The sequence below is a fragment of the Bacteroides oleiciplenus YIT 12058 genome (genome assembly GCF_000315485.1).
GTDB lineage: Bacteria > Bacteroidota > Bacteroidia > Bacteroidales > Bacteroidaceae > Bacteroides > Bacteroides oleiciplenus.
The window spans coordinates 235719-259188 of record NZ_JH992942.1; the positions used below are offsets into that span (position 1 = coordinate 235719).

Below are 23470 nucleotides of genomic sequence, written 5' to 3' on the forward strand. Positions count from 1 at the left end.
TTCCCATGCTGAAACACATTTTATTTGTATGCTTGCTCGCTCTTCCGGCACTTACTTCGCTGAAAGCCCAGAGCTGTGGTAATGATGAGAAATATCATTTGCCCTATAAAAATACGTATGTAAAAGAACCCTTGGTCACCGAGAATGAGTATCGTGTGGCTAAACCCGAGACGATTGAACCGAAGAGCTTTGAAGAAGCCCGGCAGATTCTTCCCAATCCCATTTGGGGCGGGCATGAAAAGGAACTTGAAATGTATTGGAGGGCATGGGAAATAGCTATCGGTAATATCCGTGCACCACAACCGGGTTCCGGCTTTGTTTCAAGCTATTTGGATACAGCCTATAACGGTAATATCTTTATGTGGGATTCTTCGTTCATCCTTATGTTTGCCCGCTACGGTACACGTTTTTTCCCTTTTCAGCGTACATTGGATAATTTCTATGCCAAGCAGCACCCCGACGGTTTCATTTGCCGTGAAATAAAGGCTGACGGGGCTGATTGTTTTGAGCGTTATGATCCCGTCAGTACGGGACCTAACCTGATTCCCTGGTGCGAAATGGTGTATTATCACCAGTTCGGAGATACAGAACGCTTGCATAAGATATTCCCGGTGCTTTGCGGCTATTACAAATGGCTGAAACTGAACCGTACGTGGCGGAATGGCACATACTGGTCGAGCGGCTGGGGAACGGGCATGGACAACATGCCCCGTGTGCCGTCAGGCTACAATCCCATTTACAGTCACGGACACATGATTTGGCTGGATACCAATCTTCAACAACTGTTTACCGCCAACCTGCTGCTTGAGATGGGATTCTATCTGGAACGTTGGCAGGAAATAGAAGAGTTTGAAGACGAAGCCAAAATGTTGGGAAAGTATATTCATGACAATCTTTGGGATGAAAAAACGGGTTTCCTGTACGATCAGTATGCTGATGGAACACTTTGCACAACGAAAGGAATAGGTGCTTACTGGGCTTTGTATTCTGATGTTCTGGATACCAAACAACTTGATCGTCTGGTGAAGGAACTGGATAATCCGGAGACATTCAAACGAAAATATCGGGTGCCTTCCTTGTCTGCCGATAATCCCAAGTATAAGGAAAACGGACGTTATTGGCAAGGTGGAATATGGCCGGGAACCAACTACATGGTAATGCAGGGACTTATAAAGAAGGGCTATCGCAAACTGGCACGGGAGATTTCTCTGAACCACTATGCCGAGGTGCTGGAAGTATATAAGAAAACCGGTACCTTCTGGGAATATTATGCTCCCGAAAGTGCGGACCCCGGCTTTATGGCAAGAAAAGAGTTTGTGGGCTGGGCGGGCCTTCCGCCTATTGCCGAACTGATAGAATTTATCATAGGTATCCGAGGAGATTATACTGAACAGCAGATTGTCTGGGATATGAATCTGACAGAGGTTAACGGAATAGAGCGTTATCCTTTCGGGCCGGAGGGAGTAATCAGTCTGAAAGCTGAAGCACGCCGTTCTGCAAGTGATGAACCCCGTATCACTGTAGATACTAATGTAGGCTTTGAACTGCTCGTACTCTATGGTGAAAAAGAAAAGAAGATTAGTGTCACACCCGGTAAACATACCTATTAATAAAAGAATGTCCATCATGAAAAACAAGATGTCGCGACGCCAATTCCTGAAGGCGGGAGGACTTGCCTTAGCTGCGATGGCAATCCGGCCGTCTTCTGTGTTCTCTTCATTCGGAGAGTTGGAGCAGAAGTATATTTCATTACGTCCTTCTGAGGATAAGAGGTGCTTTACTTCCAAGGCGGTGGAGGCAGCCATTGCAGAGGGAAAGAAAAAGATAAAAGATGAGAAACTCCGTTGGATGTTTGAGAACTGTTTTCCTAATACACTCGATACCACCATCCGGCATAAGATGAAGGAAGGGCGTCCGGATACTTTTGTCATTACGGGTGACATCGATGCAATGTGGCTGCGTGACTCTTCTGCACAGGTATGGCCATATCTGCCGCTGACGAAAGAAGATAATGAACTGCAACTTCTGGTAGCAGGACTTATCAACAGACAGGCAAAGTGTATCTTGATAGATCCTTATGCCAATGCTTTCAATGACGGACCATTGGGCAGTTATTGGGAGACTGACCACACACAGCACATGGTGAAGGAACTGCATGAACGTAAGTGGGAAGTAGATTCTTTGTGTTATCCTATCCGTTTGGCCTATCATTATTGGCAACAGACGGGCGATACTTTAGTGTTCGGTGCAGACTGGCACGAGGCTATGACGTTGGTGGTTCGCACCTTTAGGGAGCAACAGCGTAAGGAGAACCTGGGTCCGTATAGTTTTACGCGTGACTGTGATCGTCCGACTGACTCGCAGATTAATAATGGATGGGGAGCACCGGTCAAGCCTGTCGGTTTGATAGTCTCGTCTTTCCGTCCTTCGGACGATGCTACTCAATACGGTTTCCTGATACCTTCCAATATGTTTGCAGTTGTGTCATTGCGGCAGTTGGCGGAGATAGAGCATAAAGTGTATAAGAATGAGGCCTTTGCCGGAGAATGTACGGTATTGGCAGACGAAGTGGATGCTGCTATTCGTAAATACGGAACATTCAACCATCCTACCTGCGGGCGGATTTATGCCTTTGAGGTGGATGGCTTCGGCAATGCACTTTGTATGGACGATGCCAATGTACCTAGTCTCTTGTCTGCTCCTTATCTGGGTTATTGTTCTTCTAAAGATGCCATTTACCAGAATACCCGTAAAATGATATGGAGTGACAACAATCCCTATTTCTTCAAAGGAAAAGCCGGGGAAGGGGTGGGAGGCCCTCATGTCGGGTTGAATTATATTTGGCCGATGAGCATTATCATGAAAGCCTTTACAACAGACAATCCCGGGGAAATACGTGCTTGTCTGAAGCAATTGCGTGATACGGACGGAGAAACAGGCTTCATGCATGAGTCCTTCAATTCGGAGAATGCAGCGGACTTTACTCGTTCCTGGTTTGCATGGGCAAATACATTGTTCGGCGAACTTATCCTTAAAGCAATACGTGAATACCCTAACTTATTATCTCAAACGTTATGAAAATAGCTTATTGGATACTTGCCGCATCGTTTACTCTTCTATCCTGTGGAGAAGGGCACAATGATGGTATGAAAGACTACGGCATTATACCTATGCCTAACGGAATAGTTCCGGAACAGGGAAAGTATATTTTACAGGGTGAAAAGACTGTGGCTGTATCTTCAGAAGAACTTTCTATGAAAGTTTTTCAGTACTTTGAGAATGCCTTGAAGAATACTTCGGTTACACTAAAGCGTGTTTCTTTAACTGAACAGGCTGATATTAGTTTCCTAATAAACGATACTTTACCTGATGAGGCTTATACGTTGGAGGTATCTTCTCACAATATAAAAATCAGTTCTAATGCAAGTGCAGCCGGACTGTTCTATGGCGTTCAGTCTTTATTGCAGCTCATGCCCTCAGAAATCTATGATACTCAGCAAAAGTATGAAAGCAACATAGAGATTCCTGCGGTCAATATTACGGATGCTCCTCGTTTTCCCTATCGTGGAGCCATGATGGATGTGGGGCGTAACTTTCTTCCCAAAGAAGAAGTCTTGAAGTTCCTCGATCTGATGGCTATGTATAAACTGAATAAGTTTCATTTCCACCTGACGGATGACCAGGGCTGGAGAATAGAGATAAAAAAATATCCGAAACTTACTGAAATAGGTTCTCATCGCAAACAAACCCAGGTAGGACATTGCGACTACTATTATCCGCGGCGTTTCGATGGAAAAGAGAAGGAGGGATATTATACGCAGGATGAAATCAGGGAGATTGTGAAATATGCGTCCGACCGTTTTATCACCGTAATCCCCGAAATTGAGATGCCGGGACATGCTTCGGCTGCATTGGCTTCTTATCCGGAACTTTCCTGTGGATTGGGAAAGACTTATGTTGTGCGTGATTATTTTGATGTCTTTGATGAAGTCTATTGTCCTAAAGAAGGTACGTTCGACTTTTTGGAAGGTGTATTGACGGAAGTTATTGACCTTTTTCCCAGTCATTATATCCACATCGGTGGAGATGAATGTCCAAAGAAAGCGTGGAAGAAATGCGACCATTGTCAGGCTTTGATGAAGCGGGAAGGCCTGAAGGATGAGGAATCGTTGCAGAGTTGGTTCATACATCGGATAGAGCAATTTGTGAACAGTAAGGGACGCGATATTATTGGCTGGGATGAGATATTGGAAGGAGGACTTGCCCCCAATGCCACGGTGATGTCATGGCGTGGAGAAGAAGGGGGTATCGAAGCTGCCCGCCAGAAGCATAAGGTTATTATGACACCCGGTGACAAATGCTACATTGACCATTATCAGGAAAGTCCGGAATTTGCTCCGTTGGCTATCGGTGGTTTTCTTCCGTTAGACAGTGTTTATACTTACAACCCGCTTCCTGTTGAACTGACACCTGAAGAACAGGCTTACATTATTGGAACACAAGCGAATGTTTGGGGAGAATATATCCAGACTCCTGAATACTTTGAATATATGGCTTTTCCCCGCCTGTTGGCAATGTCCGAGGTGCAATGGACACAGCCGGAGAATAAGAACCTCAGCTCATTTGTTCGGAGGTTGGATGGAGAGTTTAAGCGATTGGACTATTGTGGAGTAAACGCTTGCCGTAACTTCTATGAGGTAAATCTGACTGGGGCATGGAATGATTCTCGTCATGTTTATGAAGTAACCCTGAAAACATTCTGTCCTGATACTGAGATTTATTATACAATTAATGATTCTGTGGTGTCTTCTTCTTCTAATTTATATAAAGCGCCTGTGAGTTTATCCGAAGATGCTACTGTTTATGCGGCTGTTTACAGGGATGGAAAACCGTTGGGCAGAATTACGCATAAAGGGTTTGCTATGAACAAGGCTACTGGAAATCCATATGAATGTGTACCGCCTCCGGTTGCGGAGAAAGTGAATGAAGGCATTGGGTTGACGGATGGTATCCCTGGTTATACCCGTGATTTGCGCCGTTGGGTGATTTTCCGTGGGGATACGGTGCGGATTACGGTTGATCTTGGGAAGGCGGTCCCTGTAAATAGGGTGGCTTTTGCTTTTCTGTGGCGGCCGTTTGACACCCTCTGGCCTGCGAGCAAACTATCAGTCTCTGTTTCTACAGATAGTAAAACATTTACTTCTGTGGGTAGCAAAGAGTATTCTTACGATTTTACACCCACTGAAGCCACTCGCTTCCCAGTGTCATACTCCTTCCCGGAGGTTACTGCAAGGTATATCTGCCTGGAGTTACTAAACGGAGGCTTATGTCCCGAAGGTTACTATCATGCAGGACAACAGAGCCGCCTGGCTATTGATGAAATAGAGTTTTATTGACCTTAAAACATATGTATTATGAAGAAGAAACTTATTCTTTTATTTTTGTGGGTATGTATACTTCCTGCTTTGCTGTCGGCTCAAAGCCGGTTCGCTTTCAGAGACGGAAAGTTTGTTATAGCCCAGTTTACGGACTTGCACTGGACACCCAAATCTCCGAAGTGCGCTGAAACAGCCGCTACTATTCGTGCCGTCCTGAAAGCCGAACGTCCCGATCTCGCTGTGTTGAGCGGAGATGTGGTGACTGCTGACCCTGCTATTGACGGCTGGAAAGCGGTGGTCGGCATCTTTAATGAAACTAAAACTCCTTTTGTTGTGACTATGGGCAATCACGATGCAGAGTACATGACACGAGGTGATATTTACGATTTCCTCTTAAAATCTCCCTATTACGTAGGAGCAAAAGGACCGAAGGATGTTGGATATGGCAATTGTGTCATTCCTGTTTACGCCTCAAAAGAGAAAGATAAAGTAGCGGCATCACTCTATTGTATGGATTCTAATGATTATCAGCCGAATAAACTTTATGGCGCTTATGATTGGATTCACTTCAATCAGATTGAATGGTATCGCAAGCAGAGTGCATCTTTCGCAGCCGGTAATGGTGGCAATCCTGTGCCTGCATTGGCTTTCTTCCACATTCCGCTGATTGAATATAACGAACTTGCCGGCGATGGAAAAACCTTTGGCAATGACAAAGAGGGCGGAGTTGCTTCATCGAATATCAATTCCGGCATGTTTGCTTCATTTATTGATATGAAGGATGTAATGGGAGTATTTGTAGGACATGATCATGATAATGATTTTATTGGAATAGATAAAGGGATAGCTCTTGGCTATGGACGAGTGACCGGTACAGATGCGTATGGAGTATTGACCAGAGGTGCTCGTATTATTGAACTATATGAAGGTAAATATAAGTTTGATACATGGATATCTACTTCTTCGGGACGGGAAGCTGTCTATTATTATCCTTCGGGACTAAATTCGGAAGAGGAGCAGACCATGGCTTATCAACCGGCTAAGAATGTGTCTCCTGATAAGCATGGTGTGGCGTATATCTATTATGAAGGGAAATGTAAGCGTGTTGCTGATATCACATCTTGTGGTAAGGTGAAGGAAGGGGTGATGAAGAACTTTTCAATTGGAGAAGCTGCTGTTACAGACCACTTTGCTTATGATTTTCGTACATTGGTAAATATTCCCGAGAAGGGTGTTTATCGCTTTTATACCTTCTCTGATGATGGTTCTGTGCTTTACATAGACGGCAAATTGGTGGTTAATAATGACGGCGGGCACAGTGGCCGCCGTGCCGAAGGGAAAGTAGCTCTTGAGAAAGGCTTCCATGAGCTACATTTGTTATATTTTGAAGATTATATGGGTCAGGAATTAGAAGTGGGATATTCCGGACGGAATATTCTGGAAACGACCTTGCCTGACGATATGTTGTTTATTCCTGATTAATAGGTATTGTATATATAATTTTGTTATCGGTAATTGCAGTCAGTCATCATGTGATGCTCTTTTCTGTATTCGTTTGGAGAAACTTTTTTTAATGCTTTGAATTGGCGGGACAGGTTTTTCAGATTGCTTATTCCAACCTGTTCCGCTACTTCTACGATGGGGGCGTCGCTAGCCAATAGTAACTGGGCAAAGCGCTCCATCCTAAGGTTGAAAATATATTTGTGAATAGATTGTTGGGTGACCTGCTTAAAACGAATTTCCAGCAAACGGCGTGACAAAGGGACTTGTTTAACAATGTCTGATACAGTGATGTTTGAAGCCAGATTCTGATGGATGTATTTCAGAGCGGTATGTATGTACGCGTCGGCGGTGGAGTAGAAATCAGTTGAAAGGCGGTTTACTATGTTGACGGGTTGGAGGACTACGTCGTAGTAACTGGCCTCTTCGTCGTTCAGTAAATGTTCTATGAGTTCAGCAGCTTCAAAACCACCTCTCACGATGTTGTGACTAATGCTGGATAGAGGAGGATCAGAAAGGTTGCATATAATTTCATCATTATCAACACCCAATATGGCTATTTTATCAGGCACTTTGATATTGTTGACTTTACAGATTTCGGTAATGCGATTCCCTTGATTGTCATCACAAGCCATGAGTGCCGTGGGCTGAGGTAGCGACTTTAGCCAGGTGAGCAAAGGGGAAGCTTCATAAAACCATAAATCATCAAGGGATTGCTCTTGATAAGAAGAAAAATTGTTACCGAAACCTTGCGCAGCTATACACTCATAAAAGCCGTCACAGCGTTCCTGTGACCAGACGGTATTACGATAGCCGTAGAAAGCAAAGTTCTGGAAACCTTTGTTCAGAAAAAACTCTGCTGCCATTCTGCCGGTTTTATGATAATCACCGGTAATATTGGGAATGTTGGTAAACCTCGATTTATAGTCTTGTGCCACTGCAATAATTCCGTTTTTGCGGAAAAGCTCTACATTATCTTCATTGTCGAATTGCCCGATAATTGCATCTGCTTGCCAGGCTTTTGCCCATTTCAATACTCCCTCTATGCCATAGGTATGTTTGTAGGAAGGTGGCATCCGGCATACAACCCATGGCTCATGGCTCTTTGAGTAGGCGAGAACTCCTTTTAGCAAATTATATGCAAAGGATTCAGTAAAATCTGTCAGTAATATCAGGCGAATCATGCAAAATAGTAAAATTGAATGTAATTTATTTTGTATTCAAGAACATGTGGCTTAATGCGGATAAATCAGTATCTACGTAAATTCACTGTTCGTATAAGAAATATCCGTTTTTATGCAGATGGATCCAACTAATAGGACTGTGCTCCATAAATAAAGTTTTTTAGTCATGTTTCCTTTTAATTAATAAATTTCTGTCTGGCAAATATAATTTATTAATTTCTATTCCCCTAATGGAAACAGTATAATAATAACGAAACAGCACGTCTTTTTTTTGATTCGTCTGGAAGGTACGTAGTTAAATAAATAGTTAGGGAATAAATAGAGTTATATAAAGAAGTGAAGTAAATGACATAATGACAAAATGTTAATCCTGGCATCTCACGTTTCTTTCTTTCGTGTAGAGGGAGGACATGGTGCGGAAAAATGCAAGGATTCTCCGTTTGAGAAATGCTATCTGATGCAGAATGGGGACAAAACGGAAACTTAGGAAGAAAAAGTTGTTTTGTTTAATTCTTATTTGAATATATATCAGAAGAATTTCTTTAAAAATGATTATTTAGCTATGCGGCTTGTTTGCTTCGAAATAGAAAAATAGTACCTGCTTTTCGGAAGGGCTACACCCTTTTTAGGTGATGGTATCACCCTTTTGTTACTAAGGTGTAGCTTTATGGTGCAAAAGGTGTAGCCTTAGCAAATGGAAGATTGCTTGTTTGGTCAAAAGAGACCGTTTGTTTTGGTCAAACAGACCATGTAATTGCATCGAATAGACTATCTGTTGCATGCAAACAGATGGTTGGATGCTGAAGAATAAAGGTTTCAATCTTCCGAAAGTAATTTTTTATTTGAAGCCTTGGTTACTGATAGCTGATAAAAACCGATATTTTGCAACTAAAATGTGCTATTTACCTGTTATTGTGATATGATGAATGGACGGTTTTATCGTCCGCTTTATTTTGATAAGCACATATCCCTCCTATTCGTAAATCTGAGAAATGGAGAGACTCAGAATAATAGGAGGGAATGTGTTAAAAAACTTGTGTACTGAAAATTTGTTTTTATTTCTTCTTTCTCAAATCTCTTCCTTCATATTTACAGATTGCATTAATCCACTCCTCTTCCAGTGGTTTGGATTCATGCTTTTCAAGGTTGAAAGCAACCATGATAGAGGTGCAAACGCACTTGATTTCCTGAGTTTCCGTATCAATCACCCGCTGGGCGAGGTGAAAACTCTTTGTTCCGATTTCCGTAACGGCAGTCTGAACGGCAATGTGGTCCGAACCGTAAATTTGTGCAAGGAAGTTAGCTTCGATGTGCACAACGACAATGCCGTCTCTTTCCCAGTCAACGTCCGGACACACAGAAGCAAAGTACTCGGTTTTTCCCAAATCATAGAAAGAGAAGTAGACCGTATTGTTCACATGACCGAACTTGTCGACATCATTAAATCGTAGTTGTATGGGCAGGGTGTGGTTAAATTGAATTTCTTCCATTGTTTTCTCTTAAACTTTTCTATTAATCCGTGCAAAAATAGTACTTTTGCGTGTTAATCACTGTATTTATACACCAAGAAATGATAGAAGATATTAAAAAAGCCTGTCAGGTGATGAATGAAGGCGGAGTCATTTTGTACCCCACCGACACCATTTGGGGCATTGGTTGTGACGCCACCAACGAAGAAGCTGTGCGGCGCGTGTATGAGATTAAGCAGCGCTCGGACAGTAAAGCGATGCTGGTATTGGTCGATTCTGCTGTGAAGGTGGACTTCTATGTGCAGGATGTGCCGGAAGTGGCTTGGGATTTGATTGAAGTGGCCGACAAACCGCTGACTATCATCTATTCCGGTGCACGCAATCTGGCTCCTAACTTGCTTGCCGAAGACGGTAGCGTGGGTATCAGGGTGACGAATGAGGAATTCTCAAAACGTCTTTGCCAACAATTCCGCAAGGCGATTGTTTCTACATCTGCCAATATCAGCGGACAACCTTCGCCAGCAAATTTCAGTGAAATTACAGAAGAACTTAAGTCTTTGGTAGACTATGTGGTGGGGTATCGCCAGGATGAAATAGGACATCCGAAACCATCCAGCATTCTCAAACTGGATAAAGGAGGCGTTATTAAAATCATACGCGAATAAATGATGCTGCTTTAGTCAGCTACCTTTATCCGTTTTGCAAGGGTGAAGGTATATAAATAGGTATAATGGAAAAAGAGAAGAGAAGTTTGTTTCAGCGTTTCCTTTTATGGCGCGAGAAGAATATTAAGGAAAAGCAGTTTATCCTGATACTCAGCTTTCTGGTAGGTATTTTTACGGCTATCACTGCCCTGATACTGAAGATGCTGATACATTGGATACAGAATTTCCTGACGAATAATTTTAATACAACAGAAGCCAACTACCTCTATTTGGTTTATCCCGTGGTAGGTATTTTCCTGGCAGGATTGTTTGTGCGATATGTGGTGAAGGATGACATTAGTCATGGAGTAACCAAAATCCTCTATGCAATCTCCCGGAGACAAGGGCGGATTAAGCGACATAACACGTGGTCATCCGTGATTGCCAGTTCCATAACCATCGGTTTCGGTGGTTCGGTAGGAGCGGAGGCACCTATTGTGCTGACGGGTTCGGCTATCGGTTCCAATCTGGGAAGTGTCTTTAAAATGGAGCACCGCACGCTGATGCTTTTGGTAGGTTGTGGCGCTGCCGGTGCTATTGCCGGTATCTTCAAGGCTCCTATTGCCGGATTGGTATTTACGCTGGAAGTACTGATGATAGACCTGACCATGACTTCTTTACTCCCGTTGCTGATTTCTGCAGTGACTGCCGCCACTGTCTCCTATATCACTACAGGTACGGAAGCTATGTTCAAGTTTCACCTCGACCAGGCGTTCGAGATGGAGCGCATCCCCTATGTGATTATGCTGGGAATCTTTTGCGGATTGGTTTCGCTCTACTTTACCCGTGCTATGAATTCTGTAGAAGGGGTATTTGGCAAACTGAAAGGCCCGTATCAGAAATTGGCTTTGGGTGGCATAATGCTGAGTATATTAATTTTCCTCTTTCCGCCACTTTATGGTGAAGGTTATGATACTATTGAACTGTTGCTGAATGGTACTTCCAATGCTGATTGGGATACGGTGATGAACAATTCATTCTTTTATGGACATGGCAACTTGCTATTGCTCTATCTGATGCTGATTATCCTGTTTAAGGTATTTGCATCCAGTGCTACGAATGGCGGTGGTGGTTGCGGTGGTATCTTTGCACCTTCTTTGTATCTGGGTTGTATAGCCGGTTTCGTCTTTGCCTTTTTCAGTAATAAGTTTGATTTTTCTTATTATCTGCCGGAAAAGAATTTTGCTTTGATGGGTATGGCGGGTGTGATGAGTGGTGTCATGCATGCCCCGTTGACGGGAGTCTTTCTGATAGCCGAGCTTACAGGAGGCTATGACCTCTTCCTACCACTGATGATTGTGGCTGCCAGTTCTTATCTGACGATTATAGTTTTCGAACCTCATAGTATTTATTCCATGCGTTTGGCAAAGAAAGGTGAGTTACTGACACATCATAAAGACAAAGCTGTGCTGACGCTAATGAAAGTGGAAAATGTGGTGGAGAAGGATTTTGTTGTCGTTCATCCTGAAATGGACTTGGGCGAATTGGTAAAGGCTATTTCTGCTTCACGCCGCAATATATTCCCTGTGACGGATAAAGCCGGAATATTGATTGGTATTGTGATTCTGGATGATATCCGGAACATAATGTTCCGTCAAGAATTGTATCATCGTTTCACTGTGGGTAAATTAATGATAGCTATTCCGGCACGTCTGTACGATACGGATAGCATGGAACAAGTGATGCGTACATTTGATGATACGCAGGCATGGAATCTTCCTGTGGTAGATGAAGAAGGGCATTATCTGGGATTTGTTTCCAAATCAAAGATATTCAATTCCTACCGTCAGGTATTGGTACATTTTTCTGAAGATTAGCATATTAACATATTAGCACATTACTTGTTATGATGAAGAAAGAAGATTTGCGAATAGTTTACATGGGTACTCCCGACTTTGCAGTGGAGTCCCTGCGTTGTTTGGTAGAGGGTGGATATAATGTGGTAGGTGTTATCACTATGCCCGATAAACCGGCGGGTAGAGGGCATAAACTTCAATACTCTCCTGTAAAGCAATATGCGCTGGAACATAATCTTCCCTTGTTGCAGCCGGAAAAGCTGAAAGATGAGGCTTTCATCCAAGCCTTGGGTGAATGGAAAGCTGATTTACAGATTGTGGTTGCTTTCCGCATGTTACCTGAGGTCGTATGGAATATGCCACGTCTGGGGACATTCAATCTTCATGCTTCCCTTTTGCCTCAATACAGAGGTGCTGCCCCCATCAACTGGGCGGTAATCAATGGAGATACAGAAACGGGTATCACGACTTTTTTTCTACGTCATGAAATTGATACGGGTGAAGTTATCCAGCAAGTGCGTGTTCCCATTGCTGATACGGATAATGTGGGCATAGTGCATGATAAACTGATGATGCTCGGTGGAAAGCTGGTGACTGAAACTGTTGATGCAATCTTGAACGATGCTGTGAAGCCTGTTCCACAGGAAGAAATGGCTGTTGTAGGTGAGTTACGTCCTGCACCGAAGATTTTTAAAGATACTTGCCGCATAGACTGGAACCAGCCGGTGAAGCGTATTTATGACTTTATCCGTGGGCTGTCTCCTTATCCTGCTGCCTGGTCGGAGTTAGTGCAGCCTGACGGTGAGGCGGTAGTCATGAAGATCTTTGAAACGGAAAAGATTATCAAATCCCACCAGTTAGCTCCCGGCACTTTGCTGACGGATGGCAAGACTTATATTCAGATAGCTGCGGCGGATGGATTTATCGGAGTCCATGCTTTGCAACTTCCGGGTAAGAAGCGACTGAAAACAGATGAACTTTTACGTGGTTTCCGACTGACGGAAAAGTTCCGGATGGAGTGAGATTTGGCACTTAATTTAGCGGCGTAGCCGCTAAATTATCATTTATCTTCTTGTTCCTTTCCAAAAAATTTCCTTTCTTTGCATATTATTAACTCCTAAAACATTGAATGCCTATCGGAATACATTACGCTGAAAAACTAAAAAACACACGTAATGAAAGTACAAGCAAATGCTGCTGACGAAATGTTAGTGGCCCTTTATGCACAAGGTAATAACGAAGCATTCGATATCCTGTTGAACCGTTACAAAGACCGTCTTTATACGTACATCTATTATACTGTACGCAATGAAGAACTGGCAGAAGACATCTTCCAAGAAACTTTCACGAAGGCTATCGTCACCATTCAGCAGGGGCGTTACAATGAAAACGGCAAATTCCCTGCCTGGTTGACGCGTATTGCACATAATCTCATTATTGACTGTTTCCGTCAGGAAAAACAGGAAAATCTGGTATCTTGTGATGAAGAAGAACGGAATTTACTGAATAATATTCATCTTTCCGAAGGAACGGTTGAATCTGAAATTGTGAATCATCAGATTCTTGCAGATGTGCGCCGCCTGATGAAACACCTGCCGGACGAACAACGTGAAGTGGTGCATATGCGCTTTTATCAGGACCTCAGTTTCAAGGAGATAGCAGAGATGACGGGAGTCAGCATCAATACTTCTTTGGGGCGGATGCGTTATGCTATATTGAACTTGCGCCGGATGGCGGAGAAGCATGGAATAGCGCTGACTGTAGACTAAAAATACATCCTTTAACAAGCTTTTTCCTTTTTGTGATGCAGTATTTACGGAATACACTGCATTTAACCTAACGTACGTACAACCTTAATTATGTGAATTATTAATTTATTTATCAAACTAGACTAAAATTTTTATGTCATGGAAAAAGTACACTATCTAAAGCGTTTCATGTTTCTTGTAATGGCCCTTGGCCTGGTAACCACATTTGTTTCTTGTGATGACGATGATGAACCTAAACCAAACTCTCCCGCATTGACTGACGTAGTAGGTGACTATACCGGTAAAATGCAAATCTTACTTTCAACTCCGGCTGCAACAGAAGGTGAAGAAACACCGGAAGGAACGGACGTAGCCGTAAAATTAACTCAAGATGAGGTAGTTTTTGAAAAATTTCCGGTAGCGGATCTGATAACCGCCATTGTGGGTGAAGAAGCTGCTCCGGGAATTATTGAAGCTGTGGGCGATGTCAGTTATAAGATGAAGTATACACCTGCTTTTAATGATGAAAAAACAGCCATCAGCCTGACATTCACTCCCGAACCTCTGGTTCTTGAAATCAACTTCCCAACAGAAGAAACTGCTGAGGGAGAAGAAGGAGAAGAAACTCCGGATTTGAAAGTGGAAGTAACAGTTGTAGCACCAGAGGCGGGCACTTTTGCCTATGCAGGTGACAAATTAGCTCTCAAACTTCAGGTGAGTGGAGTGAAAGTGAATGGTGAACCTCTCGAACTTCCTACTACTACTTTCTCGTTTAATTTAGCCAAAATGAAATAAATCATTTCAATTAACACAGGACAGCCCAGGCGTAGTGTTTTTGCATTATCCTGGGCTACTCTGTTTACATATCTCATGTTTTTTTATAACTTCTTGTATACTATTTCTCTTTCTTTCCCGTTCATACCATATGAAGGAACTTCTGCCCATAATAGACAGCTTGTAACTTTAATTTTTAATACTCAATTTAATAAGCCTATGAATAAAAAAACTACTCCTTCTTTACCTTCTTCATCTCTAAAATCGCGTAACTCCGTTAGGTCTGTAACCGGGGGGCATCCGCAACCTTCCGAGAAAACCCTTGCTTTTCTCCGTAGCTTTGCCCGCAACTATCGGGTGGAACCTCAACTTCCGCAGGGCTTACAAGGAATTATATTAGGATGAATGAAATCTTTTGTCTACATTTGTATGTTATAACTATATATGACCTGTAAAATGTAGTGTATTATGAAACCAATCATAGCTCCTTCAATCCTGTCCGCAGATTTCGCTTATCTGGCAAAAGACCTGGAAATGTTGAATCGCAGTGAAGCCGACTGGGCCCACATTGATATTATGGATGGTGTGTTTGTCCCTAATATTTCTTTCGGTTTTCCTGTATTGAAATATGTGGCCAAGATTTCAAAGAAACCTTTGGATGTGCATCTGATGATTGTGCAACCCGAGAAATTTATTAACGAAGTGAAAGCATTGGGTGCGCACACCATGAATGTGCATTTCGAAGCTTGTCCGCACCTGCACCGGGTAGTGCAGCAGATACGCGAAGCGGGTATGCAGCCCGCCGTTACACTGAATCCGGCCACACCTGTGGCGATGTTGAAGGATATCATTCAGGATGTATATATGGTGTTGCTAATGAGTGTAAATCCAGGTTTTGGCGGTCAGAAGTTTATAGAGCATACGGTTGAGAAAGTGCGTGAGTTGCGTGCTTTGATAGATAGTACCGGTTCAAAAGCGTTGATTGAAGTGGATGGAGGTGTCAATCTGGAAACAGGCGCTCGTTTGATAGCTGCCGGTGCTGATGCATTGGTTGCCGGAAGTGCCGTTTTTGCAGCTCCCGATCCTGAAGGAATGATACATTCATTGAAGAACCTCTAACTCTTCATTCAGTTGATAATCAACAGCCTGCAACGACATCCTTTCTTGCGACTTCTGATGCCGTTTGCAGGTGGTATTATATGTGGGGATGCGCACTTCTTCCACCAGCGGACAGAGTTTTCACCGGAATTTCCGGCAGAAGTGTCTTGTCTGTCCTTTGATTATTTGTCGGTCTGGATTTGTGCGGCAGGTTTCTTTCTGCTTTTTCTTGCTTATGTCTTTTCCAATAGTTATCGCCTGAATTGGTTATACGGCGTTTCTGTATTTCTTTGTTGTTTTGGTTTAGGTGCCGGCATGGCAGAAGAACGGTTGCATCTCACGGATTTTTCCTTTTCTGATAAAACGGAAATCTATCAGGCAGTCATCCGGGAAAAGCCGGAGATAAAAGAACGGAGCATCCTGTGTCGTGTACAATTGGAGGGTAAGGTGAATGGTGAGACTGTGCAGAAAAAAGAACACGGCAATACTGTTTTACTGTATTTCCCAAAAGACTCAGTCTCTGCCGTGTTATGCAGGGGAGATAAACTGTGGGTACATACCCGCCTTGTTCCTCCTGCCAATAATGGTAACCCGGATGAATTTGATTATATGCGCTATCTTATCCGTAAGGGCGGTAGTGCTACAGCTTATGTTCCTGCCGGTCATTGGAAGGTAGTTGGACACGGTGTTTCCCGTACCTTCCGGCAGATAGCTTCTGATTACCGCGAGAAAGTGGTGAATTTATATCGTCATTTAGGTTTTCAAAGAGATAATCTTGCGGTGCTTTCAGCTCTCACGGTTGGAGATAAGGAAAATTTGAGTGAGGATATTCAGGAAACGTACTCTGTTGCAGGAGCCAGTCATGTTTTGGCTCTTTCAGGACTTCATATAGGCTTTCTCTATGCCTTGTTACTTTTCTTGATGTCTTTTATCTGGAAGCGATGGGCTTTTTTCAAACCTTGTGGACTTTTGTTTATCATTCTTTTTTTATGGGCATTTGCCTTTCTTACGGGATTCTCTTCTTCCGTGGTACGTTCTGTCATCATGTTCTCTCTGTTGGCTGTTTCTTGCCTGCAACCGGAGAAACCGTTAACTCTGAATACATTGGCAGCTACTGCCTTTCTGATGTTGCTTTATAATCCGCTTTGGTTGTTTGATGTAGGTTTTCAACTATCTTTTGCTGCGGTGGCTTCTATCCTATTGATACAACCCAAACTGTATAGCTTATTTTCTGTAAAACGCCGTGCTCTCCGCTATATCTGGGGATTATTAACTGTTTCTATTGCAGCACAAATAGGTACGGCACCTTTAGTTATTCTCTATTTCTCCCGCTTTTCCACTCATTTTCTGCTGACAAATTTGTGGGTGATTCCTATGGTGACGTTGATTTTGTACTCTGCTATCTTTCTGCTTATTCTTACTCCTTTTCCTTTCTTGCAGTATGGTTTTGCTTCGGTTGTCAATACTTTGTTAAACACTCAGAATAGTGTTCTCCGCTGGATAGAGCAATTACCTGCATCTTCTATAGATGGGTTGTGGATAGACCGTTGGGAAATTGTGTTGTTTTATCTTTTTCTGATGTTTCTCTACCGGAGTTTGGTTATCTGCACTGTCCGTAGTGTGTATTGGATGTTGTGTTGTTTGCTTTTTCTGACGACTTATCATGTTGTTTCGGTTAACTTGTCTTCTCCCTGTCGTAGCTTAGCTTTTTATAATGTTCGTAACTGCCCTGCTGTTCATTGCCTTGCTGCTGATGGGAAATCCTGGCTGGCGTGTGCTGATAGCTTACCGGATATATCTCGTTTGCACCGTACGCTTGCTCCCAGTTGGAACCACCAGCACCTTTCAATTCCCAAAACATTGACTACAGATTATTCTATTCCTGGTTTTACTTTCCGCAACCATATTGTTGCTTATGGTGGTAAGCGGATTTGTTTGCTCCATGATTCCCGTTGGAAGAATAAGACTGCAAAACAACCTTTGATTATTGATTATTTATACATTTCTAAAGGTTACAACGGACATATTGAGGAATTAACTTCTTTGTTTCGCATCCGAACAGTAATTCTGGATGCTTCCCTTTCGGACTATCGCAGTGATATTCTACGAAATGACTGTTCCCGTTTGGCTATCTCTTGTATTTCTTTGAAAGAGAGAGGAGCGCTTTGCATTCGTTTGTAATCTTGCGTTTAGTGATAATTCTTCTAAATTGGTAATGTAATCAAAAGAAAATGTAACACATTTTTTTTCTCTGTCTTGTTATATGTCTTACTTTTGTTGTGACAATAACTATCTTAAATGAAATAATAGATTATACTATGAAAATGTTAACACTGTTAATGATATTAATGTTAGGTATGCTGACTACTTCCAATGAAGAGGACAACAATACTGTTACGGAAAATTGCTATGTAATGAATCTGGATAGTGCCGAAAAATTAGAAAAGATGACCTATTCTTCTTTATTCAGCAAAGCGGGAATCATCGTTCTGGAAGATACGGATGAATCATTGTTGGGAAAAGTCGATAAGATAGAATTCCTTGATAATTATTTGTATGTATTGGAAAAGAGGAGAGGACTTTTTCTGTTTGACAAGCAAGGTAAATTTGTGAGGAAGATAGGAAATAAAGGAAATGGTCCCGGTGAATACGTATCGCCGGATGATATAACAGTCGACAAGGTAAATAAGAAAATATATATACTGGACTCAAATCAAAGGGTTTTGAAATATAGTAGTACTGGAGCTTATGAGAACTCGTTTAGACTCGAAAATGATGCTACGAGAAGTAATTACATACAGTATTCTGAAAATGCACTGTATACGAATTTGTATACATTTGATAAATCCCGGAGCCGGTTTCTTTTGAGTAAAGTGAACATTGCCAATGGAAAAAGAACTTCTTTTCAGTTAGATGCTTCCCAATATAATAAAGGGTGGAATGAACTATTCAGTACTGATCAGCATACATTTATCTCTGTTCCTGCTGGAAATCCTAAATTTATGCAGATTTTCATGGATACAATATTTGAAATAACTCCTAAAGGAATAAAACCGTATATTGCTTTTCAAAGTAAAAGTTTGGTGACCAAGAAAGATATGGAAGCTCAAATGGCTCAGTATGATATGTCAAACCCTAGAGTCATTTCGAAAATATGTGATGGATTGGCAAAAGCCAAGAAGATATATAGTATATATGACTATTGGGAAACCGATAAATATGTCCATTTGAACTATCAAGTCGAGATGTATGGATATACTGCTCTCTATAACAAAAAGACCAATGTAACTTCTGTCATGACTGGTTTTAGTGACGATTTATTCTATACAGATAAAGCGGAAACCAAATTGGTTTTTAAGACTGCTACGTTCGACAAGGACCGGATATATTGTATAGGGATGAATGATGGTTTTACAAAAGATATACTTTTAAAGAATATAGAAAAAGGTGGAATAAGTTCCCGCATAGAGGGGGCTGATAAATTGAAGACATTGACAGAAGATTCTAATCCTATTATAATATACTATGAGTTTAAAAAATGACAGGCTTGTTAATAACTACTATAAGATTGTGGTATTCCTTTTGTTTTATGCGAAATGTGACTTACATTTTTGGTATAAAATCTAAAATGTATGGAAATAAGTGATATTTTTACCGACAGAATAAAGTCGATATTTTTAATTAATCATTTGAATACCATGAAGCACTACTATACCTTATTCTTTTTACTACCGCTTTTTTTGTCCTGTGGTCCTTCCACTTCTCTTCAGTCGTATGAGGGAATAAAAGAAATTGTGATAAACCCTGAAGAAGTAGATTCTATCTTAGATTTGTCCGAAGTATTGGATGACTCGATTGAGATAATCCCATTGGAAACGTATGACGAATGTCTCATTGCTGATGTGAAACGAGTTGAATTTTATAAGGATAAGATATACGTGCTTGATGAAACTAATAATGGAATATTGGTTTTTGATTCCCGGGGGAAGTATCAGAAGCGCATTGGAAAGCAAGGAAATGGTCCCGGTGAGTATGCTAAATTATGGAATTTCACTTTTAAAGGAGATTCTATTCTTGTAAAGGAAATGGGTGGACAGAAATATATTATCTATGATTTGAATAGCGATTTCTACAGGGAAGTTCCTTATGACGTTTGGCATTTTGAAGTATTGTTACTGGAAAATGATACGATTTATCAGATATCGAATTACGAGGAGAGTAAGCATGGCAATTATAATCTTTTCAAGTTCGATTTAAGAACTTCCGAAGTCATTGCATCTTATATTCCTTATGAAGAAAAACATAAAAATAAATCGGGGTATGGATTAGGCAGGTATACCAGCAGGTTTGGTGATGCAGCTACTTTAATTTATCCGTTTAATGATACTATTTATACGGTAAAAAAGGATACGGTATATCCTTCTTATGTTCTTCATTTTACTTCAAGAAGTCTTCCTGAAGATGTAGATGTGAATAGGGAGGATTTTTCCAGATATGTTCGTCGTAATAAGTTTCTGAAGGGATTTGAATACTTACAGACTACGGAGCGTTTCATGTTAGGATATTATGTGGATTATAATTTGTTTAAGTATTTTCTTTATGATAAGCAAACCTCCGAATACAAAGTAGGCAGTATGGCCCAGTTATCCCAATTGGGTGGACTGAATATCCATTATTTTTATACCACCACTACGGGTGACCTGGTTTTCCTGCAACAGGCAGAATGGTTAATTTCTTACTGGAAGTGGGCAAGAGAAAAGTGCTCGGATATGTATAGGGAAAAAATGGATAATCTGATTGCTTCTTTAAATGAGGATTCTAATCCGGTATTGTTTAAGGTTCATATGAAGGCGTTTTATGAAGCAGAGGGTAATGAAGATTTGTAATACAGATATAATATCATAGTTTATGAAAAAGATACTTGTTGTCGCAAGTTTACTGTGTTTGTTTGCCTGCCAACACAAACAGGAAAATAAAGTGGAAAGTGTAGATGCTAATACGCTGGCAATTGATTCGCTAACTAATCTGCCGGAACAGAAAATAAAGGAAATACGTTACATTCCTCTAGAGACTAATGACGAAATTTTGATAGGAGGAGTTTCTACGGTGCGTTATGTTAATGGCTATTTCTATTTTATATCTTCACAAAAAATATTGGTTTTCGATAAGCAGGGCAAGTTTGCTTACTGTATTGATAAGGTGGGACAAGGCCCTGGTGAATACACTTCGGCATGGGGTGTAGATGTTAACTTGCAAGGAGACGTTTATGTGGCAGATACTTCTGTTGGCAAGGTAATCAAATATTCCTCAAAGGGAACAGTGTTTGAAGAGTATATGATTGGAGAACGGATGCTTGATTTTGCTGCATTGAATGACAGCGTCTTTTATTTGGCTAACATATTGAAAGGCGGAGAGAGAGATATTGACATTGCTTTGGCCAGATATTCTACTATTTCTAAGGAACTTAAAGTGTTGTCAACCTATGATGATATTTTTGATGATGGCATTCAGCGTTTTGGATCATCTTTCTTCCGCTCAAATGGTTCCCTTTATTATTATAAATTGTTTTCATCGGAACTGTGTGAGGTTACAGAGAACGGCATCAAGGGCTATTTAGAATTTCCATCCACCCGGTGGGCTACTAAAGACATAATAAAGAAATGGCAGAAAAATATGCAGGCTGCATATAAAGAAGACAAAGACGTGTTACGTGGGATAAGTGCTTTTTGTGAGACAGACGAATATCTTTATATCGACTTAAGTAGCTTTCCTTCTGTTGCCATATTGAAGAATAAAAAGACCGGAGAGCTTACAAAACCTAATTTTTTCTCAGGAAAAATACGTTCTTATCAGCAAGTGAATGGGGTTACAGATAATTGCTTGCTTTTTCTGACTTCGTCGGAATCGGAAAATATAGAATATATTTTGGAACATGACACAGATATGCTTCCTGAAGAAAGGGAGGCTTTGAGCCAATTGTCCGAGGATGATAATCCGGTACTGATGTTATTGAAATTTTAAATCTCTGTATTTTCCTTATATTTGAATCCTCATATGACAAATAATAATGAATAATAGAAACAATCAATTTGTAGGTAGCCGTTGGTTTTATGCCATCTGCTTTGCCGGTCTTTTCATAATCGAAACATTAATAGCACTTTTTGTGCACGATGCATTTGTACGCCCGTATATGGGAGATGTGTTAGTGGTGATATTAGTATATTGCTTTGTACGCATCTTTATTACCCGTCCGTTGCGGTGGTTGCCACTGTGGGTATTCTTATTTGCCTGCTGTATTGAGACATTTCAGTATTTGCAATTTGTCACTCTGGTAGGGCTACAAGATTGTACGTTGGCAAGGGTTGTGCTGGGCACATCTTTTTCGTGGTGGGATATTGTCTGCTATGCTGTCGGATGTTTGCCACTTTTCTTTATCCGTCGGTAAGTGGATACACCTTGCCGACACTTTTAAATGAGGGTTTTTAGTTCTTTAACGATAAGATTTAGTTTAAAAACTAAAAATATTAGTTTATTTGCGGAAACGTTATGAATGTTAAACCTAAAAACACACAAGAAATCATGAAAAAAGAATGGTTATATGCCGCAGGGATGGTTTGTTTGATGGCTGCTTGTACCGGTACTCCGCAGTCGTCGGCTGACGAATTATGTTCTATTGATGTGGCAGGGGCAATGGAGAAGCCTGCTGAGTTGAAACTTTCGGAATTGGGTGCCGATGTGCGTTATGTTGCATTGGAAACTACCGATTCGTGCCTGATAGGAAGAAATCCGAACATTACTTTGCTGGATAAGCAGATTGTAGTGGTGTCGGGAAAAGATTGTCTGTTGTTTGATAAAGAAACGGGTAAATTCCTGACTAAGGTTGGGCATGTGGGAGAGGACCCGGAGGCATACTCGGCTCCGGCGCCTACTTATAATGATGTAGATGGTCTGCTCTATTTCATGCGGCATCCGACTACTTTGCAAAAGTATGACGTGCAGGGAAATTATCGTGGTAAACTGGCTATACCAAACAAACCTGCTGTACCGTCTGATTTCTGTTTTACAGATTCGCTTATTATTGGTCATTACAATGGTTTGGCTATGAGTTATAGTGCCAGTTCCTTGCTGTTCTTTAACGAAGCCGGTGAGCGGGTAGATACGATTCCCAGTTTGTTTCCGCCGATGCAAGAAAAGGCTGTAGAAGATATTGCCAGTATTTCGGTTCTTAAACAGGGTAATGCCGGTCTTCTTTTGAGCCGGTTTAAGAATGGGGAAAGCTCCATAAACGTCATGGGCATTCCTTTTTTATGGAAGAGTGGTGGAAAAGTGCGGTTCAAAGAGAGTTTTAATGATACTATTTATACGGTAGAACGGAATGGTTTGGTTCCTTCTATTGCATTTGCTACCGGTAAATGGCACTTAGGCGATGGAGAACGTGGCACCTTTGTGGATAGCGAGAACCGTTTGCTGGTAAGTTGCATTTATGAGACTGATGACAATGTATTCTTTCAATGCTTTCAGGGTTATCCTAAAACCCATAATGGAATTTATGATCGGAAAGCTAAGACTACCCGCATGAATGATGAAAAGGAAGGCTTCACGGATGACCTGACCGGGTTTATGCCTTTCCGCCCCAAGACCTGTAGTCTGCAAGGAGAATATGGAATGATTGTTGAAGCCGGAGATGCAATGGATTGGTTGGAAGAAAACCCCGAAGTTACCGAAAACAGTAAACTGGCTGCACTGAAGAATTTGACGGAAGATTCCAATCCCGTAGTGGTGATTACAGTACCGAAATAAAGAATACTATATATTCTTG

Annotated in this window: 18 protein-coding genes; 16 read left to right on the forward strand and 2 right to left on the reverse strand. The window is 41.5% G+C overall.

Annotated features, from left to right (window positions below):
- Nucleotides 1-5: 5 nt before the first annotated feature.
- From HMPREF9447_RS14525 to HMPREF9447_RS14540, 4 genes are read left to right on the forward strand one after another with little or no spacing between them, the layout of a single operon-like run.
- Nucleotides 6-1610: an MGH1-like glycoside hydrolase domain-containing protein gene (locus tag HMPREF9447_RS14525; RefSeq protein ID WP_009130489.1), complete on the forward strand. Its 1605-nt coding sequence runs from the start codon at nt 6-8 to the stop codon at nt 1608-1610.
- Nucleotides 1611-1626: 16 nt separating this feature from the next.
- On the forward strand, nt 1627-3078 hold the full coding sequence (locus HMPREF9447_RS14530; protein ID WP_009130490.1) for a glycoside hydrolase family 125 protein: 1452 nt from the start codon (nt 1627-1629) through the stop codon (nt 3076-3078).
- On the forward strand, nt 3075-5396 hold the full coding sequence (locus tag HMPREF9447_RS14535) for a glycoside hydrolase family 20 protein (protein ID WP_009130491.1): 2322 nt from the start codon (nt 3075-3077) through the stop codon (nt 5394-5396). Before HMPREF9447_RS14530 ends, HMPREF9447_RS14535 begins: the two co-directional genes overlap by 4 nt.
- Nucleotides 5397-5414: 18 nt before the next feature.
- Entirely contained in the window at nt 5415-6860 is a 1446-nt protein-coding gene (locus tag HMPREF9447_RS14540) for a PA14 domain-containing protein (RefSeq protein WP_009130492.1), read from the forward strand.
- Between the two features lie 23 nt (nt 6861-6883).
- Here the strand turns inward: HMPREF9447_RS14540 and HMPREF9447_RS14545 are convergent, their stop codons facing one another.
- Both HMPREF9447_RS14545 and HMPREF9447_RS14550 read right to left on the reverse strand, forming a co-directional pair.
- Nucleotides 6884-8062 (reverse strand): AraC family transcriptional regulator, encoded by a 1179-nt coding sequence (locus HMPREF9447_RS14545; RefSeq protein WP_009130493.1) that lies wholly within the window; start codon nt 8060-8062, stop codon nt 6884-6886.
- Between the two features lie 1055 nt (nt 8063-9117).
- Entirely contained in the window at nt 9118-9552 is a 435-nt protein-coding gene (locus HMPREF9447_RS14550) for an acyl-CoA thioesterase (RefSeq protein WP_009130495.1), read from the reverse strand.
- Nucleotides 9553-9632: 80 nt separating this feature from the next.
- Between HMPREF9447_RS14550 and HMPREF9447_RS14555 the strand changes: the two genes are divergently transcribed.
- From HMPREF9447_RS14555 to HMPREF9447_RS14610, 12 genes are all read left to right on the forward strand, one after another.
- The gene (locus tag HMPREF9447_RS14555; RefSeq protein ID WP_044138246.1) at nt 9633-10196 is read left to right on the forward strand and encodes an L-threonylcarbamoyladenylate synthase; all 564 of its coding nucleotides are present in this window, start codon (nt 9633-9635) and stop codon (nt 10194-10196) included.
- Nucleotides 10197-10261: 65 nt separating this feature from the next.
- Nucleotides 10262-12052: a chloride channel protein gene (locus tag HMPREF9447_RS14560; RefSeq protein WP_009130497.1), complete on the forward strand. Its 1791-nt coding sequence runs from the start codon at nt 10262-10264 to the stop codon at nt 12050-12052.
- A gap of 29 nt (nt 12053-12081) precedes the next feature.
- Nucleotides 12082-13053: a methionyl-tRNA formyltransferase gene (fmt, locus tag HMPREF9447_RS14565; protein WP_009130498.1), complete on the forward strand. Its 972-nt coding sequence runs from the start codon at nt 12082-12084 to the stop codon at nt 13051-13053.
- Between the two features lie 153 nt (nt 13054-13206).
- Nucleotides 13207-13800 carry an RNA polymerase sigma factor gene (locus HMPREF9447_RS14570; protein ID WP_009130499.1) on the forward strand — a complete coding sequence of 198 codons (594 nt, stop codon included), beginning with the start codon at nt 13207-13209 and terminating at the stop codon, nt 13798-13800.
- 138 nt (nt 13801-13938) lie between these two features.
- Entirely contained in the window at nt 13939-14574 is a 636-nt protein-coding gene (locus HMPREF9447_RS14575; protein ID WP_009130500.1) for a DUF4840 domain-containing protein, read from the forward strand.
- Nucleotides 14575-15021: 447 nt separating this feature from the next.
- Nucleotides 15022-15672, forward strand: a complete 651-nt coding sequence (gene rpe / locus HMPREF9447_RS14580) for a ribulose-phosphate 3-epimerase (protein WP_009130503.1) — start codon at nt 15022-15024, stop codon at nt 15670-15672.
- A gap of 57 nt (nt 15673-15729) precedes the next feature.
- Nucleotides 15730-17832 (forward strand): ComEC/Rec2 family competence protein, encoded by a 2103-nt coding sequence (locus HMPREF9447_RS14585; RefSeq protein WP_081589781.1) that lies wholly within the window; start codon nt 15730-15732, stop codon nt 17830-17832.
- 137 nt (nt 17833-17969) lie between these two features.
- The gene (locus HMPREF9447_RS14590; protein ID WP_009130505.1) at nt 17970-19193 is read left to right on the forward strand and encodes a 6-bladed beta-propeller; all 1224 of its coding nucleotides are present in this window, start codon (nt 17970-17972) and stop codon (nt 19191-19193) included.
- A gap of 156 nt (nt 19194-19349) precedes the next feature.
- Nucleotides 19350-20537, forward strand: a complete 1188-nt coding sequence (locus HMPREF9447_RS14595) for a 6-bladed beta-propeller (protein WP_044138205.1) — start codon at nt 19350-19352, stop codon at nt 20535-20537.
- A gap of 22 nt (nt 20538-20559) precedes the next feature.
- Complete coding sequence (locus HMPREF9447_RS14600; protein WP_009130507.1) at nt 20560-21672, forward strand: 6-bladed beta-propeller; 1113 nt, start codon at nt 20560-20562, stop codon at nt 21670-21672.
- 46 nt (nt 21673-21718) lie between these two features.
- Nucleotides 21719-22096 (forward strand): ribosomal maturation YjgA family protein, encoded by a 378-nt coding sequence (locus tag HMPREF9447_RS14605; protein WP_009130508.1) that lies wholly within the window; start codon nt 21719-21721, stop codon nt 22094-22096.
- A 134-nt stretch (nt 22097-22230) separates the two neighbouring features.
- Complete coding sequence (locus tag HMPREF9447_RS14610) at nt 22231-23451, forward strand: DUF4934 domain-containing protein (RefSeq protein ID WP_044138247.1); 1221 nt, start codon at nt 22231-22233, stop codon at nt 23449-23451.
- The last annotated feature ends 19 nt before the right edge of the window (nt 23452-23470 follow it).

Coding starts and splice junctions, on each gene's coding strand:
- HMPREF9447_RS14570 (WP_009130499.1), top strand. CDS start 13,207: ATGAAAGTACAAGCAAATGCTGCTGACGAAATGTTAGTGGCCCTTTAT.
- rpe (WP_009130503.1), top strand. CDS start 15,022: ATGAAACCAATCATAGCTCCTTCAATCCTGTCCGCAGATTTCGCTTAT.
- HMPREF9447_RS14535 (WP_009130491.1), top strand. CDS start 3,075: ATGAAAATAGCTTATTGGATACTTGCCGCATCGTTTACTCTTCTATCC.
- HMPREF9447_RS14530 (WP_009130490.1), top strand. CDS start 1,627: ATGAAAAACAAGATGTCGCGACGCCAATTCCTGAAGGCGGGAGGACTT.
- HMPREF9447_RS14545 (WP_009130493.1), bottom strand. CDS start 8,062: ATGATTCGCCTGATATTACTGACAGATTTTACTGAATCCTTTGCATAT.
- fmt (WP_009130498.1), top strand. CDS start 12,082: ATGATGAAGAAAGAAGATTTGCGAATAGTTTACATGGGTACTCCCGAC.
- HMPREF9447_RS14540 (WP_009130492.1), top strand. CDS start 5,415: ATGAAGAAGAAACTTATTCTTTTATTTTTGTGGGTATGTATACTTCCT.
- HMPREF9447_RS14595 (WP_044138205.1), top strand. CDS start 19,350: ATGAAGCACTACTATACCTTATTCTTTTTACTACCGCTTTTTTTGTCC.
- HMPREF9447_RS14575 (WP_009130500.1), top strand. CDS start 13,939: ATGGAAAAAGTACACTATCTAAAGCGTTTCATGTTTCTTGTAATGGCC.
- HMPREF9447_RS14550 (WP_009130495.1), bottom strand. CDS start 9,552: ATGGAAGAAATTCAATTTAACCACACCCTGCCCATACAACTACGATTT.
- HMPREF9447_RS14590 (WP_009130505.1), top strand. CDS start 17,970: ATGAAAATGTTAACACTGTTAATGATATTAATGTTAGGTATGCTGACT.
- HMPREF9447_RS14605 (WP_009130508.1), top strand. CDS start 21,719: ATGAATAATAGAAACAATCAATTTGTAGGTAGCCGTTGGTTTTATGCC.
- HMPREF9447_RS14585 (WP_081589781.1), top strand. CDS start 15,730: ATGCCGTTTGCAGGTGGTATTATATGTGGGGATGCGCACTTCTTCCAC.
- HMPREF9447_RS14525 (WP_009130489.1), top strand. CDS start 6: ATGCTGAAACACATTTTATTTGTATGCTTGCTCGCTCTTCCGGCACTT.
- HMPREF9447_RS14555 (WP_044138246.1), top strand. CDS start 9,633: ATGATAGAAGATATTAAAAAAGCCTGTCAGGTGATGAATGAAGGCGGA.
- HMPREF9447_RS14600 (WP_009130507.1), top strand. CDS start 20,560: ATGAAAAAGATACTTGTTGTCGCAAGTTTACTGTGTTTGTTTGCCTGC.
- HMPREF9447_RS14560 (WP_009130497.1), top strand. CDS start 10,262: ATGGAAAAAGAGAAGAGAAGTTTGTTTCAGCGTTTCCTTTTATGGCGC.
- HMPREF9447_RS14610 (WP_044138247.1), top strand. CDS start 22,231: ATGAAAAAAGAATGGTTATATGCCGCAGGGATGGTTTGTTTGATGGCT.